Raw genomic sequence first — 15,170 nt, forward strand, 5'->3', positions numbered from 1 at the left:
CACAACACCCGTCGATCCCGAGGAGCTGCCGACGTGGAATCCCCCGCACCAGCCGCTGTCATCGTTCTGGCCGCAGGCGCCGGGACCCGTATGAAGTCCCGGAAGCCGAAGGTGCTCCACGAGATCGGAGGCAGATCCCTCCTCGTGCATGCGGTCACCGCCGCTGAGGGCACCAGCCCCTCCGAGCTGGTCGTCGTGCTCCGCCATGAGCGCGAGCGGGTCGCCGAGCACCTCGCCGAGCATGCCTCCGAGGTGACCGTCGCCGACCAGGACGAGATGCCGGGCACCGGTCGCGCCGTCCAGTGCGGCCTCGAGCAGGTCGCCGCCGGCGCGGGCACGGTCCTGGTCACCTACGGCGATGTGCCGCTGCTGGATCCGGCGACGCTGCGGGAGCTGGTCGGCGCGCACGAGGGTGCGGGTGCTGCCGTGACCGTGCTGACCGCTCGTGTCCCCGATCCCAGCGGGTACGGCCGCATCCTGCGCAGCGACGACGGCTCCGAGGTGCTCGGCATCGTCGAGCACAAGGACGCGACGGAGGCTGAGCGGGGGATCGACGAGATCAACTCCGGCATCTATGCCTTCGACCTGGCCGTCCTGCGCGACGCGCTCGGTCGGATCGGCACGGACAACGTGCAGGGGGAGATGTACCTGACCGATGTGCTGTCGATCGCCCGCCGCGACGGGCGTTCCGTGCACGCGGTGGTGACCGACGACGTGATGATGGTCGAGGGGGTCAACGACCGCGTCCAGCTCGCCCAGCTCGGCGCCGAGATGAACCGTCGAACCCTCGAGCGCCATATGCGCGCCGGGGTCACCATCGTCGATCCCTCGACCACCTGGATCGATGCCGATGTCTCGATCGCCCAGGACGCAGTGATCCTGCCGGGCGTCCAGCTGCACGGTGCCACCGACATCGGCGAGGACGCGCTGATCGGCCCGGACACCACCCTGCGCGACACCGAGGTCGGGGCCGGCGCCGAGGTGGTCCGCACCCACGCGGTGCTCGCCGTGATCGGCGCGGAGGCGAACGTCGGTCCCTTCACGTACCTGCGGGCCGGCACCGACCTCGGGACGGCGGGCAAGATCGGCGGATTCGTCGAGACCAAGAACGCGAAGATCGGACCCGGCGCGAAGGTCCCGCACCTGAGCTACGTGGGCGACGCCGAGATCGGCGAGGGCACCAATATCGGAGCGGGCACGATCGTCGCCAACTACGACGGCGTGACGAAGAACCGCACCACCGTCGGCAAGCACGTGCGCGTCGGTGCCGACAACGTGCTGGTGGCACCCGTGGCGATCGGCGACGGTGCGGCCACCGGCGCAGGCACCACCGTGCGCAAGGACGTCGCCCCAGGGGCTCTGGGGGTGAACGCGGTCTCGCAGCGGAACGTGGAAGGATGGACCCTGCGACGCCGCGCGGGGACCGCGGCCGAGGACGCGGCACGCGCCGCCCTGGACTCGGCGGAACGGTCCGCTGCCGATGCGCCGGCCAGCACAGACGCCGAGGAGCACAAGGAGCACGAGCAGCGATGAGCGGAATCGTCACCACAGGGGAGAAGCGACTGGTCCTCGCCTCGGGCAGGGCCCACCCGGTCCTCGCCCAGGAGGTCGCCGACGAGCTCGGCGTCGAGGTGCTCCCCATGGATGCCTGGGACTTCGCCAACGGGGAGATCTACGTGCGCTACGGCGAGTCCGTGCGGGGCACCGACGTCTTCGTGCTGCAGTCCCATCCCGCGCCCATCAACACCTGGGTGATGGAGCACCTGATCATGATCGACGCGCTCAAGCGCGCATCTGCCAAGCGGATCACCGCGATCTCCCCGAGCTTCCCGTACGCCCGTCAGGACAAGAAGCACCGCGGGCGCGAGCCGATCTCCGCCCGGCTGGTCGCGGACATGTACGAGACCGCCGGGATCGACCGCATGATCTCCGTCGACCTCCACGCCCCGCAGGTGCAGGGTTACTTCAATCGGCCGCTCGACCACCTGATGGCACTGCCGATCCTCGCCGCCTACATCCAGGAGAACTACGGCGAGGAGGACATCGCCGTGGTCTCCCCGGATGCCGGCCGGATCCGCGTGGCCGAGCAGTGGGCGAAGAAGCTCGGCGGTGTGAACCTCGCCTTCATCCACAAGTCGCGCGACCCGGAGAAGCCCAATCAGGCCGTCGCCAAGCGCGTGATCGGTGACGTCGAGGGCAAGACCTGCATCCTGGTCGACGACATGATCGACACCGCCGGCACCATCGTGCAGGCCTCGGACGCCCTGCTCGCCAACGGGGCGGACTCGGTCATCATCGCGACCACCCACGCGATCCTCTCGGATCCCGCGACGGAGCGCCTCAAGTCCAGCGCGGTGCGTGAGATCGTCTGCACCAACACACTGCCGGTGCCGGCGGAGAAGCAGTTCGACCGTCTCACCCAGCTGTCGATCGCGCCGCTGCTGGCGCGGGCGATCCGTGCGGTCTTCGACGACGGCTCGGTCACCAGCCTCTTCGACGGCGAGGTCTGATCGACGTGCTGCGAGCTTGCGAGCGGTAGGAGATCTGACAGGGAGCACGGTCTGATCGACGTGCTGCGAGCTTGCGAGCGGTAGGAGATCTGACAGGGAGCACGGTCTGATCGACGTGCTGCGAGCTTGCGAGCGGTAGGAGATCTGACAGGGGAGCATGGTCTGATCGACGTGCTGCGAGCTTGCGAGCGGTGGGAGATCGGGCAAGAGAGCACGGTCTGATCGACGTGCTGCGAGCTTGCCCATCGAGTGCGGCCCTGGCACCTCTCCCGTCGGTGGAGGGGTTCCCGAGGTCGCACTCTTTGCACGAGGGAGCCGCTTGCACGAGGGAGGCCGCCGCGAGTCGCACGACGGAGAGCGCACCGCGATCGTCGTCACGTCCGCGTCGGCGCCGCAGACTCGGCGTGCTAATCTCACCGGGTCACTTCGGCGAGGGAGCGGGCACGAGCCCGCTCCGTGATCGACGCGGTGCGGATCTCCGGGAGCTCGTGCTCCCTGTGCCCCGTGGCGTCGCTCATCGTCGAGCACCTGCCACCACGAGGAGCACCCATCATGGCTGAGAAGCTGAACGTCGAACTGCGCGAGGACTTCGGCAAGGGCGCTGCGCGCCGACTCCGCGCCGAGCAGCGCATCCCCGCCGTCCTGTACGGCCACGGCGAGGCCCCGCTGCACCTGTCGCTGCCGAACCACGAGACCGCTCTGGCCGCGCGCAACCCCAACGCGCTGCTCGAGCTCGCCCTCGCCGACGGCACCCAGCACCTGGCTCTGATCAAGGAGATCCAGCGTCACCCGCTCCAGCGGAGCCTGACCCATCTCGACCTCATCACCGTCCGTCGCGGCGAGAAGGTCGAGGTCGACATCCCGGTCATCCTGTCCGGCGACCCCGTCGCCCCCGCCATCGCCATGGTCGACCTGCAGACGATCACCCTCTCCGTCGACGCGCTCCGCGTGCCCGAGCACATCGAGATCTCGGTCGAGGAGGCGGAGGACGGATACCAGCTCTTCGCCGGCGACGTCATCCTGCCCGGCGACGCCGAGCTGGTCACCGATGCCGAGATCCTCGTCGCCTCCGTCGCGATGCCGCGCATCGAGGTCGAGCCCGAGGAGTCCGAGGAGGACGCCGAGGAGTCGGCCGAGGAAAGCTCCGAGGAGTCCGAGGAGGACGCCGAGAAGGAGTGACCTGATCGAGCGGGCCGTGGAGCACCCGAGGCACGGCGTCCCGAGGCGCCGAGTCCTCCGAGGCACGGGCCCGCTCGTTTCCTCACACCCGTCGTCCGGGGCGTCGCGCGCTGCGCGGCGCCCCGGTACGGTGTCCGGGGCCGGTGAGCGCATGGCGCACGGTGGGATGACCGGCCGGGATCAGGCCGCGCCGGGGAGGAGACCCGGTGCCGGCGTCGACGCTGCAGCGAGGAGCAGTCCATGACCGTGAGCGACCGTCGTCCCGGCCCGTACCTGGTGGCGGGCCTCGGCAATCCCGGCCCGAAGTATGCCGCGACCCGGCACAACATCGGCCAGATGGTGGCAGACCACATCGCCGGTGCCGTCGGTGCCCGTTTCGCCGCAGCACGCCGGGCCCAGGCCGTCGTGGTCGAGGGACGGATGGGTCTGCCCGGCTCCGACGAGCGGATGATCCTCGCCAAGACCACCACCTTCATGAACGTCTCCGGCGGCCCCGTCGCGGCGCTCGCGGCCTACTACGACATCCCGCCCGAGCGGATCGTCGTCATCCATGACGAGGTCGACATCCCCTTCGACACGCTCCGGATCAAGAGCGGAGGCGGCGAGGGCGGGCACAACGGGCTGCGTGACATCACCAAAGCGCTCGGCACCAAGGACTACCTGCGCATCCGCGTCGGCGTGGGTCGTCCCTCCGGCGGCCGCGACACCGCCGATCACGTGCTGGCCCCGTTCTCCGCCACCGAGCGCAAGACCCTCGAGCTGCTGATCTCCGACGCCGCCGACGCCGTGGAGTCCGTGGTCCTCGAAGGGCTCACCGCCTCCCAGCAACGATTCCACTCCCCAGAGGCACGATGACCACGAACACGCTCCCCGCCACGGCGACCCGCGCCCCGCTGCGCCCGTTGCTCGAACAGCTCGCCGACGGACAGGACCTCACCGCGCTGCGGGCGCTCGTCGAGGAGGGGTCCGCCTCGGGTGAGGGCGGCAGCATCGTCGCCGCGACGGGACTGTTCCCCTTCGCCGTCGCGGACCTCGCCCGCCGCGCCACCGCCGAGAGCCCGCTCGTGGTCGTCACCCCCACCACTCGTGCGCTCGAGGACCTCCGCTCGGCGCTCTCGGCCCTGATCGGCACCGACCACGTCGCCGAGCTGCCCGCCTGGGAGACACTGCCGCACGAGCGGTTGTCCCCGCGCGCCGACACCGTCGCGCGGCGCCTGGCGACCCTGCGCCGCCTCGCCCACCCCGAGTCCGAGGACCCGGTGCACGTTCTGCTGATGCCCGTGCGCTCCCTGCTGCAGCCGATCGCCACCGGGCTCGGCGACCTGCGCGCCGTGCGTGGGACCGTCGGCGAGGACTATCCCCTCGAGGACCTGGTGCGGGACCTCGTCGACGCCGCCTACGTGCGCGTGGACATGGTCGAGAAGCGCGGGGAGTTCGCCGTGCGCGGCGGCATCCTGGACGTCTTCCCACCCACCGAGCCGCATCCGGTGCGCGTGGACCTCTTCGGCGACGAGATCGACGACGTGCGCTACTTCTCCGTCGCCGACCAGCGCTCCCTCGATCCTGCCCCGCGCGGGCTCGATGCCCCGCCGTGCCGGGAGATCCTGCTGACCCCGCAGGTGCGGGAGCGGGCCCGAGCGGCCGCCGAACAGCTGCCCGGGGCCCGCGACCTGCTGCTGCGCATCGCCGACGGGATCGCCGCCGACGGCATGGAGTCGCTGAGCCCCGTCCTGGTCGATGGCATGGAGCAGGTCGCCGACGTCCTCCCTGCCGGCTCCCGCTTCCTGGTGGTCGACCCCGAGCGCGCCCGCGCCCGCGCCGAGGAGCTGGTGGCCACCACGGACGAGTTCCTCGCTGCGGCTTGGTCCAGCGCCGCCGCAGGGGGCGGTCTCCCGCTCGACGTGGGCGCCGCGAGCTTCGTCCCGCTGTCCGAGGCGAAGGGGCACGCCCGCGAGGGCGGCCGCCCCTGGTTCAGCCTCGCCGCCTTCGGACTGGACGCGGACGTCGACCTCACCACCACCGCGCACACCCACCCCGGGTACTCCGGGAAGCCGGGCGATGCCGCCAAGGACCTCGAGACCCGGCGCGCGGACGGCTGGAGCGTCGTGGCCACCATGGTCGGGCCCGGAGGTGCGCGCCACGTCGCGGAGAACCTCCGCGCCGAGGGCATGCCGGCCGTGTTCTCCCCCGATCTCGAGGGACCGGTCGCCGGCGGCGAGGCGGTCGTGACCGTCGGCCCCTTCCCCGACGGTCTCGTCGTCGAGGACCTCCGGCTGGTCCTCGCCTCGGAGCGCGACCTGACCGGCAAATCCGGGGCCCGCCGCGGCGAGGAGCGCAGGATGCCCTCACGTCGGCGCAATGTCGTCGATCCGCTCCAGCTGCGCCCCGGCGACCACGTCGTCCACGCCCACCACGGCGTCGGCCGCTTCGTCGAGATGACCCGCCGCGCCGTCGGCACCGGGGCGAAGCGCACCACCCGCGAGTACCTGGTCATCGAGTACGCCCCGTCGAAGAAGGGCCAGCCCGGCGATCGCCTGTACGTCCCCAGCGACCAGCTGGACCAGGTCACCAAGTACGTCGGTGGCGAGGAGCCCAGCGTCAACCGGATGGGTGGGGCCGACTGGGCCAAGACCAAGTCCCGCGCCCGCAAGGCGATCCGCGAGATCGCCGACGAGCTGGTGCGCCTGTACTCGGCCCGGCAGTCCGCCCCGGGCCACGCCTTCGGCCCCGACACCCCGTGGCAGCGCGAGCTCGAGGACGCCTTCGAGTTCGTCGAGACCCCGGATCAGCTCTCCACCCTCGACGACGTCAAGTCCGATATGGAGAAGACCGTCCCGATGGACCGTCTGATCCTCGGCGACGTCGGCTACGGCAAGACCGAGATCGCCGTGCGCGCCGCGTTCAAAGCCGTTCAGGAGGGCAAGCAGGTGGCCGTCCTGGCACCGACGACGCTGCTGGCCCAACAGCACCTGGACACCTTCTCCGAGCGGTACACCGGGTTCCCGGTCACGGTGCGGGGGCTCTCCCGCTTCCAGAGCCCGGCGGATTCCGAGCGGACCATCGAGGGGATCGCCGACGGCAGCGTCGACATCGTCATCGGCACCCACCGTCTGCTGACCGGCAACGTGCGCTTCAAGGATCTCGGTCTGCTGATCGTCGACGAGGAGCAGCGCTTCGGCGTCGAGCACAAGGAGACCCTCAAGGCGCTGCGCACGAACGTCGACGTGCTGGCGATGTCCGCCACCCCGATCCCACGTACCCTGGAGATGGCCGTCACCGGAATCCGGGAGATGTCGATCCTGGCCACCCCGCCGGAGGAGCGCCATCCGGTGCTCACCTACGTCGGTGCCCAGGAGGACAAGCAGGTCACCGCCGCCATCCGTCGCGAGCTGCTGCGCGAGGGCCAGGTGTTCTACATCCACAACCGGGTCGAGGACATCGATCGCGTCGCCGCCCACCTGCGGGAGCTGGTTCCCGACGCCCGGGTCCAGGTCGCGCACGGCAAGATGAACGAGGCCCAGCTGGAGCGGGTCATCATCGACTTCTGGGAGCGTGACTTCGACGTGCTGGTGTGCACCACCATCGTCGAGACCGGGCTGGACATCGCCAACGCCAACACCCTGATCGTCGAGAACGCGGACAAGTTCGGTCTCTCCCAGCTGCACCAGCTGCGCGGTCGCGTGGGCCGCTCGAGCGAGCGTGCCTACGCCTACTTCCTCTACAACGCCACCAAGCCGTTGACGGAGACCGCGCACGACCGCCTGACCACGCTCGCGACCAACACGGATCTCGGCGCGGGCATGCAGGTGGCGATGAAGGACCTCGAGATCCGCGGTGCCGGGAATCTGCTGGGCGGGGAGCAGTCCGGGCACATCGCCGGAGTCGGCTTCGACCTGTACGTGCGCATGGTGGGGGAGGCCGTGGCGGCCTTCCGCGGCGAGAGCTCGGCGCCGGAGAAGGAGATCCGGGTCGAGCTGCCGCTGGATGCGCACGTCCCGCACGACTACATCGGTTCCGAGCGGCTGCGGCTGGAGGCCTACTCCAAGCTCTCGGCCGTCCGCGAGGTCTCCGAGATCGAGCAGATCCGCGCCGAGCTCACCGACCGCTACGGCGTCCCGCCCGAACCGGTCGAGGTGCTGCTGGACGTGGCGCGCTTCCGGATCGATGCCCGGACAGCCGGCGTCGACGAGGTGCAGGCCCAGGGGAAGATGATCCGCTTCGCCCACCTCGAGGTGCCTGACTCCGCCGCGATGCGGATGAAACGCCTCTACCCGGGCACCCTGCTCAAGCCCGCCACCCGCCAGGTGCTGGTGCCCCGACCCATGACCTCCCGCTTCGGTGGCACGGAACTGCGGGACCACGAGCTGCTGGAGTGGGCCCGTCAGGTGCTGCGCACCCTCGTGCCCGCGGCCGCCGAGGCGATGACGGCGCCGACGATCCCGGGCGAGGTCGGGAGCACCGATCGGGGCGCGGGGAAGTAGCCTCCCCTCTGTGAGCGACGACGAGAACCGGACCACGACCGGGAGGACCGCACCCCGCGGGATCGACTCCGAACCCCGCGGGACCGACTCCGAACCCCGCGGGGCCGCGCTGCTGCGCGCCGTGGAGGTGATGGACGCCCTGCGCGCGGCCGACGGCGATGCCTGGACCCATCAGCAGAGCCATGCCTCGCTCGCGAGGTACCTGCTGGAGGAGACTCACGAGGTGCTCGAGGTGATCGACGACCCCGCGGCCCATGCGCCCGGGGCGCTGGCCGACGAGCTCGGGGACCTGCTGTTCCAGATCCTGTTCCACGCCCGCATCGGCCACGAGGAGGACCCCGCCTGGGACGTCGGCGACGTCGCCCGCTCCTTCATCGCCAAGATGGAACGCCGCAACCCCCACATCTTCTCCTCCCACCGTGAGCAGGCTCTCCGCGATCGGGGGGACGTTGAGGAGATCATCGCGCAGTGGCACGCCGTCAAGGCCGCCGAGCGTCGTGCCTCCGGCGACCGCCCTCGGGGCTGGGCCGACGGCATCCCCGCCCGATTGCCCGCTCTGCAGACCGCTGCGAAGATCGTCCACCGCGCCCGCTCCGACGGGCAGCTCGAGCAGCTGCTGGCCTCCGCCGACCGCGCCTCGGCCGCGGCGGACGCCGAGCGGTGGGGCGGCGACCTCGGCCGGGAGCTGCTGGACCTGGTCGTCGCCGCCGAGGCCAGGGACGACGACCCCGAGACCGCGCTGCGGACCCTGCTGGCGCGATTGCGGCAGCATGGGAGCGACGGTCCCGGCGGCCCGACGGCCTAGACTGGCTCGTGGACGGTCAGCGCCGACCGCCGTGACCGCTTGTCGCCCTGTAGGAAGGAACAGCCCATGGCCGCTCTGATCGATGCCGTTCACGCCCGCGAGATCCTCGACTCCCGAGGCAACCCCACCGTCGAGGTGGAGGTCCTGCTCGACGACGGGACGTTCGCCACCGCTGCGGTGCCCTCCGGTGCCTCCACCGGCGCGTTCGAGGCGGTCGAGCGCCGTGACGGCGACAAGAACCGTTACCTGGGCAAGGGTGTCGAGGAGGCCGTCTCGGCGGTCGTCGCCGATATCCAGCCGAAGATCCTGGGCATGGACGTCCAGGAGCAGCGCGCGATCGACGCCGCGATGATCGAGCTCGACGGCACCTCCAACAAGGGCACGCTCGGCGCCAACGCCGTCCTCGGCGTGTCCCTCGCCGTGGCCCGTGCCGCCGCGGACTCGGCGGGCGTGCCGCTGTACCAGTACGTCGGCGGACCCAACGCCCACATCCTGCCGGTGCCGATGATGAACATCCTCAACGGCGGCTCCCACGCGGACTCCAATGTCGACATCCAGGAGTTCATGATCGCCCCGATCGGTGCGGAGACCTTCCGCGAGGCGCTGCGCGTCGGCGCCGAGGTGTACCACGCCCTGAAGGCCGTGCTGAAGGAGCGCGGCCTGGCCACCGGGCTCGGGGACGAGGGCGGCTTCGCCCCGAACCTGGAGTCCAACCGGGCGGCCCTGGACCTGATCGTCGAGGCCATCGGACGGGCCGGCTTCGAGGCCGGCAAGGATGTCGCCCTGGCCCTGGACGTCGCAGCCTCCGAGTTCTTCGAGGGCGGCACCTACACCTTCGAGGGTGCCGAGAAGACCTCGGCCGAGCTGATCGACTACTACGCCGAGCTGGTCGACGCGTACCCGCTGGTCTCCATCGAGGACCCGCTGGACGAGGACGACTGGGAGGGCTGGAAGGCCATGACCGACCGGGTCGGGTCGAAGATCCAGCTCGTCGGCGACGACCTGTTCGTCACCAACCCCGAGCGTCTGGGCCGCGGCATCACCGAGGGCTCCGCGAACGCGCTGCTCGTGAAGGTCAACCAGATCGGGTCGCTGTCGGAGACCCTCGACGCGGTGGACCTCGCGCACCGCGCAGGCTTCAAGGCCATGATGTCCCACCGCTCCGGGGAGACCGAGGACACCACGATCGCCGATCTCGCCGTGGCCACCAACTGCGGTCAGATCAAGTCGGGCGCCCCGGCCCGGGGCGAGCGCGTGGCCAAGTACAACCAGCTGCTGCGCATCGAGGAGGAGCTGGACGACGCCGCGCGATACGCCGGCGCCTCGGCGTTCCCGCGTTTCTCCGCCTGAGCCCTCAGCCGGAGGTTGTAGCCTCTGGGTATGAGCAGCAGACGTCCGGGCGCCCCGCGATCAGCGAGGCGCCCGGTCTCTGCGTCCGGGGCCCGTCGACCCGGGGCCGGACCGGCGGCCCGGGCGTCCTCCGCCTCCTCTCGCGGCAGCTCCTCGCGCGGCACCGCGTCGGACGCCACGTCGTCCCGGCGCCGCAGCCGGGGACCTGCTCCCGCCTCGCGTCCCCGCAGCACCGCGCCGCGCGGGCCGGAGGAGGACGGCCCCGGCATCACCATCACCCGCCGCACCCTCGCCCTGGTCGCACTCGTCGTGATCGCCCTGGCCGCCCTGGTCCCCACTATCAACTCCTATGTCGCCCAGCGCCAGCAGCTGTCCGAGCTGCAGACCCAGGTCGACCGGCAGGAGCAGGACGTCCAGACGCTGCGAGAGCAGGTCGCCCGCTGGGAGGACCCGGCATTCGTCACCGCCCGCGCCCGGGAGCGGCTGCTCTTCGCGATGCCGGGGGAGACCCAGTACCGCCTCACCGACACCTCCGGACAGGACGTCCCCCTCACCGAGGCCGAGCAGGCCGCCGAGGAGGCCCAGGAAGGCGAATGGTTCTCGACACTCTGGAAGAGCGTCGAGGGTGCCAGTCGTCTGACTCCCGAGGACATCCCGGACGAGACCGGCTCCACGGATGAGGACGTCCCCGACGAGGACCCCGCCGACACCACCGATCAGGATCCCGACCAGTGACAGCCCTTGCTCCCCTCCCGTACGAGACCTCGGCGGCCCCCCGCGATCTGAGGGCCATGCGCCAGCAGCTCGGCCGGGACATGCGCGGCGTGGTCTCCATCGCACGCCGCTGCGGCTGCGGCCGCCCCGCCGTGGTCCGCACCGCCCCCCGGCTGGAGGACGGCACTCCGTTCCCCACCTCGCTCTACCTCACCCTCCCGTGGCTCACGCTGGAGCTCTCGCGCCTGGAGGGCACGGGAGCGATGGCTGTGCTGACCGACCGGCTCGCCACCGATGAGGAGCTCGCCGCCGGGTACCGCCGTGCCCATGAGCGCTACCTCGCCCGACGGGCGGAGATCGGGGAGGCGGAGGAGGTCCGTCACGTCAGCGCGGGCGGCATGCCCACCCGCGTGAAGTGTCTCCACGCCCTGGCGGGCCAGGCGCTGGCCGAGGGGCCGGGCGTGAACCCCGTGGCCGACGAGGTGCTCGCGACCCTCGACGGGGTGCTGCCTGATCTGGTCTGCCGCTGCGAGCGCACGGAGGCCGAGGACACGACCGCCGACGAGGAGACCGCACGATGAGCCTGTCCGCACCGGTTGCCGCCATCGACTGCGGCACCAACTCCATCCGCCTGCTCATCGCCCGGCGCGAGGAATCCACCGGCGCCCTGGTCGATCTCGAGCGGCGCCTGGAGATGGTCCGCCTCGGCCTCGGGGTCGACCGCACGGGCCGGTTCGACCCGGTGGCGATCGAGCGCACCCTCGCCGCGGCCCGCCGCTACCGCGAGCTCATCACACACCACGGCGTCGCCACCGGCGACGTGCGCTTCGTCGCGACGTCGGCCACGCGGGACGCCGCCAATCGCGACGAGTTCATCGGCGGCATCCAGCGGATCCTCGGCGTCACGCCCGAGGTGATCAGCGGCGGGGAGGAGGCGGAGCTTTCCTTCCGCGGCGCCGTCAGCACCGTCCAGGGCCTGCCCGAGGGGCCGCGCCTGGTCGTCGACATCGGCGGCGGGTCCACCGAGCTGGTGCTCGGCACCGAGACCCCCACCCACCGCATCAGCCTGGACATCGGGTCGGTCCGTCTGACCGAGCGGCACCTGGCCTCCGACCCGCCCACGGCCCCGGAGATCGAGGCCGCCACCGCCGACGTCGACGCGATGCTCGAGACGGCCGCGGCCGCGGTGCCGCTCCAGCAGGCCACGGCACTGGTCGGCGTCGCCGGCACCGTGACCACGATCACAGCGGTCGTGGAGGGTCTGCAGGACTATCGGCCCGACGTCACCCACGGAGCCACCTCGCGGATCGAGGATGTCGAGTCGGTGTGCCGTGACCTGCTCGCCCGTACCCGGGCGCAGCGCGCACAGCACCGGATGATCCACCCCGGGCGCATCGACGTGATCGGAGCCGGCGCCCTGATCTGGTCGCGCATCATGGAGCGGGTGGCCGCGGCCTCCGGAATCACCCGGGCCCGCACCAGCGAACATGACATCCTGGACGGAATCGCCCTGGACCTGCTGGATCGCGCAGTCTGAACGAAGCCGGGCGGGATCGCGCGCAGCGCCGCGCGCGAGCAGCCCCGCAGAACGGGGTTGCCGACGCGACGGCCCGCGGCACGGCGTGTCCATGGATGGTGCCGTTTTTGTCTCCAGCCCCCCTGAGTTCTAGGCTGGGGTCCATGAACACCACTTTCGGCGGTAAGCCCCATGTCCTGATCCTCGGCGGCGGTTCCGTCGGCCTGACGACTGCGTCCGATCTGCGCAAGACCCTCGGTTCCGAGGTCGCCATCACGATCGTCGACCCGCGGCCGTACATGACCTACGCCCCCTTCCTCCCCGAGGTCGGCGCGGGCAGCATCGACCCCCGCAACGTCCTCGCGCCGCTGCGCAAGATGCTCACGGGCACCAAGGTCGTCACCGGTGCGGTCTCCCAGATCCGCAGTGCGGAGAACACCGTCGTGGTCAGCACCGAGGAGGACGTCCAGCTGGAGATCTCCTACGACTACCTGGTCGTCGGCCTCGGCTCCGTCCCGCGACTGCTGCCGATTCCCGGCCTGGCCGAGAACGCCATCGGCTTCAAGCAGGTCGAGGAGGCCGTGGCCGTCCGCGACCGCATCCTCTCCAGCCTCGCCGAGGCCGCGTCCACCAAGGACCCGAAGATCCGCAAGCGACTGCTCACCTTCACCTACGTCGGCGGCGGCTTCGCCGGCGGCGAGGCGGTCGCGGAGGCCGAGGACATGGTCCGCGACGCCCTGCGCTACTACCCGGACCTGCACGCCTCGGACATCCGTTTCGTGCTGATCGACGCCGCTCCGTTCGTGTTCCCCGAGCTCACCGAGGACCAGCGCGCCTATGTCCTGAACCAGCTGCGCGAGCGCGGTGTCGAGGTCAAGCTCGAGACCTTCCTGAACTCCGTCGAGGACGGCGTCATCAAGACCAGCGACGGCGACGAGTTCGAGTCCGGGATGCTGGTGTGGAACGCCGGCGTCAAGCCGAACCCGGTGCTCGGCGACGACGAGACCTCCGACCTGCCGGTCATCTCCGAGCGCGGCCCCATGATGGGCAAGCTCGACGCGCTGGCCGACCTCCGCGTCAACGGCACCGACGGGCCGCTGGAGAACGTGTTCGCCGCCGGCGACTGCGCCGCGGTGCCGGACCTCGCCTCGGGCGAGGGCAAGTTCTGCCCGCCCAACGCCCAGCACGCCGTGCGGCAGGGCAAGCGCGTGGCGGATAACATCGCCCGCTCCGTGCAGGGTCGTCCGCTGGTGGACTACTACCACAAGAACCTCGGCGTCATGGCGACCCTGGGCATGTACAAGGGCGTGGGCCGCCTGAACCTGGCCGACAAGGAGATCGACATCCGCGGCCTGCCGGCCTGGGTCATGGCCCGTTCGTACCACGTGTACGCGATGCCGACCTTCGGCCGGAAGGCGGCGGTCATCGCCGGCTGGGCGACCAACCTGATCTCCCGCCGCGACATCATCGGCATCCCCGAGAACTCGACCCCCCGCGCGGCCTTCGAGTACGCCGCGAACACGGGCAAGAAGAAGTGATCCGGTCGGGAGCGGCGGTCGGCTGACCCCGCTCCCGTCCCAGATCGAGGCACCGCCGCACGTCACGCGGCGGTGCCTCGCTGCGTCCGGGGTGCCGGTCCCGGACACGACGGTCTCATCGGTCCCGCACGTACCGTCCGAGGGTGACGAAGTATGCTCATATACTCCATCACCTGAGCAGGTATGATCAGAGCCCGTGGCCGCCGCGGCCGAGCCGGGAGGACCAGGAGGAAAGGACCTCATGGAGATCCACATCGTGACCGACGCCGCCGAGGGGGCGCAGGCGGTCGCCGACGTCTTCGCACGGACGCTGCAGGAGACCGCCGAGGCGGGCACGGTCCTCGGGCTGGCCACCGGGTCCTCCCCGGTCCCGGCCTACACCGAGCTGATCCGTCGCCACCGCGAGGAGGGACTCTCCTTCGCCGGGGCGCGAGCCTTCCTGCTGGACGAGTACGTCGGCCTGTCCGCCGGCCACGAGCAGAGCTATCACCGCTTCATCCGTGAGAACTTCACCGCCCACGTCGACATCGACGATGCCGCCGTCCTCTCGCCCGACGGCTCCACCGCTGATCCAGCAGCGGAGGCCGCGGCCTACGACCGGCGGATCAGCGAGGCCGGCGGAGTGGATCTGCAGATCCTCGGGATCGGCTCCAACGGGCACATCGCTTTCAACGAGCCGAGCAGCTCCCTGGCCTCCCGCACGCGGGTCGTCGGGCTGACCCGCCGGACGATCGCCGACAACGCCCGCTTCTTCGAGAACCCTGAGGACGTTCCCGTCCGCGCGCTCAGCCAGGGCCTGGGAACGATCCGTGAGGCGCGCCGCATCGTGCTGACCGCGACCGGTGAGGGCAAGGCAGAGGCCGTGGCCCAGCTCGTCGAGGGACCGATCAGCGCGCGCTGGCCCGCCACCAGCCTCCAGCTGCACCCGGAGGTGACCGTGGTGGTGGACGAGGCGGCCGCCTCCCGGCTCGAGCTCGCCGACTACTATCGCCACACCCGCCGTCTCGAGCAGGCGGGATCCGTCACGCCTCACAGCTGATGCTGCGGGGACGGGGCGACTGCGCGGGACGGGGCCGG

12 protein-coding genes are annotated in these 15,170 nt (G+C 71.0%); all 12 read left to right on the forward strand.

Annotated features, from left to right (window positions below; all coding sequences use genetic code 11):
* Nucleotides 1-33 precede the first annotated feature (33 nt).
* The 12 genes from glmU (at nt 34) to nagB (ending at nt 15,132) form a co-directional block, all read left to right on the forward strand.
* Nucleotides 34-1,533, forward strand: a complete 1,500-nt coding sequence (gene glmU / locus BH708_RS01145) for a bifunctional UDP-N-acetylglucosamine diphosphorylase/glucosamine-1-phosphate N-acetyltransferase GlmU (RefSeq protein WP_076805934.1) — start codon at nt 34-36, stop codon at nt 1,531-1,533.
* Nucleotides 1,530-2,510 (forward strand): ribose-phosphate diphosphokinase, encoded by a 981-nt coding sequence (locus tag BH708_RS01150; protein WP_076805935.1) that lies wholly within the window; start codon nt 1,530-1,532, stop codon nt 2,508-2,510. Before glmU ends, BH708_RS01150 begins: the two co-directional genes overlap by 4 nt.
* Nucleotides 2,511-3,062: 552 nt before the next feature.
* Entirely contained in the window at nt 3,063-3,689 is a 627-nt protein-coding gene (locus BH708_RS01155; protein WP_083713174.1) for a 50S ribosomal protein L25/general stress protein Ctc, read from the forward strand.
* Between the two features lie 240 nt (nt 3,690-3,929).
* Entirely contained in the window at nt 3,930-4,544 is a 615-nt protein-coding gene (gene pth / locus BH708_RS01160) for an aminoacyl-tRNA hydrolase (RefSeq protein ID WP_076805937.1), read from the forward strand.
* Nucleotides 4,541-8,170: a transcription-repair coupling factor gene (gene mfd, locus BH708_RS01165; RefSeq protein ID WP_076805939.1), complete on the forward strand. Its 3,630-nt coding sequence runs from the start codon at nt 4,541-4,543 to the stop codon at nt 8,168-8,170. The genes pth and mfd overlap by 4 nt, the downstream gene beginning before the upstream one ends.
* A 10-nt stretch (nt 8,171-8,180) precedes the next feature.
* Complete coding sequence (locus tag BH708_RS01170) at nt 8,181-8,975, forward strand: MazG nucleotide pyrophosphohydrolase domain-containing protein (RefSeq protein WP_253705434.1); 795 nt, start codon at nt 8,181-8,183, stop codon at nt 8,973-8,975.
* Nucleotides 8,976-9,041: 66 nt separating this feature from the next.
* Nucleotides 9,042-10,325 (forward strand): phosphopyruvate hydratase, encoded by a 1,284-nt coding sequence (gene eno, locus BH708_RS01175; RefSeq protein WP_076805941.1) that lies wholly within the window; start codon nt 9,042-9,044, stop codon nt 10,323-10,325.
* 30 nt (nt 10,326-10,355) lie between these two features.
* Nucleotides 10,356-11,060, forward strand: a complete 705-nt coding sequence (locus BH708_RS01180; protein WP_076805943.1) for a septum formation initiator family protein — start codon at nt 10,356-10,358, stop codon at nt 11,058-11,060.
* Nucleotides 11,061-11,116: 56 nt separating this feature from the next.
* The gene (locus tag BH708_RS01185) at nt 11,117-11,620 is read left to right on the forward strand and encodes a DUF501 domain-containing protein (RefSeq protein ID WP_172805721.1); all 504 of its coding nucleotides are present in this window, start codon (nt 11,117-11,119) and stop codon (nt 11,618-11,620) included.
* 2 nt (nt 11,621-11,622) lie between these two features.
* Nucleotides 11,623-12,576, forward strand: coding sequence for a Ppx/GppA phosphatase family protein (locus tag BH708_RS01190; protein WP_083713838.1), 954 nt, complete (start codon nt 11,623-11,625; stop codon nt 12,574-12,576).
* Between the two features lie 143 nt (nt 12,577-12,719).
* Entirely contained in the window at nt 12,720-14,093 is a 1,374-nt protein-coding gene (locus tag BH708_RS01195) for an NAD(P)/FAD-dependent oxidoreductase (protein WP_076805948.1), read from the forward strand.
* Nucleotides 14,094-14,334: 241 nt separating this feature from the next.
* Entirely contained in the window at nt 14,335-15,132 is a 798-nt protein-coding gene (gene nagB / locus BH708_RS01200) for a glucosamine-6-phosphate deaminase (protein WP_076805950.1), read from the forward strand.
* Nucleotides 15,133-15,170 lie beyond the last annotated feature (38 nt).

The organism is Brachybacterium sp. P6-10-X1, from assembly GCF_001969445.1.
GTDB lineage: Bacteria > Actinomycetota > Actinomycetes > Actinomycetales > Dermabacteraceae > Brachybacterium.

What these genes read in the sequence shown, in the direction of transcription:
- BH708_RS01150 (WP_076805935.1), top strand. Translation starts at nt 1,530, where the DNA reads ATGAGCGGAATCGTCACCACAGGGGAGAAGCGACTGGTCCTCGCCTCG.
- BH708_RS01155 (WP_083713174.1), top strand. Translation starts at nt 3,063, where the DNA reads ATGGCTGAGAAGCTGAACGTCGAACTGCGCGAGGACTTCGGCAAGGGC.
- pth (WP_076805937.1), top strand. Translation starts at nt 3,930, where the DNA reads ATGACCGTGAGCGACCGTCGTCCCGGCCCGTACCTGGTGGCGGGCCTC.
- mfd (WP_076805939.1), top strand. Translation starts at nt 4,541, where the DNA reads ATGACCACGAACACGCTCCCCGCCACGGCGACCCGCGCCCCGCTGCGC.
- eno (WP_076805941.1), top strand. Translation starts at nt 9,042, where the DNA reads ATGGCCGCTCTGATCGATGCCGTTCACGCCCGCGAGATCCTCGACTCC.
- BH708_RS01180 (WP_076805943.1), top strand. Translation starts at nt 10,356, where the DNA reads ATGAGCAGCAGACGTCCGGGCGCCCCGCGATCAGCGAGGCGCCCGGTC.
- BH708_RS01185 (WP_172805721.1), top strand. Translation starts at nt 11,117, where the DNA reads ATGCGCCAGCAGCTCGGCCGGGACATGCGCGGCGTGGTCTCCATCGCA.
- BH708_RS01195 (WP_076805948.1), top strand. Translation starts at nt 12,720, where the DNA reads ATGAACACCACTTTCGGCGGTAAGCCCCATGTCCTGATCCTCGGCGGC.
- nagB (WP_076805950.1), top strand. Translation starts at nt 14,335, where the DNA reads ATGGAGATCCACATCGTGACCGACGCCGCCGAGGGGGCGCAGGCGGTC.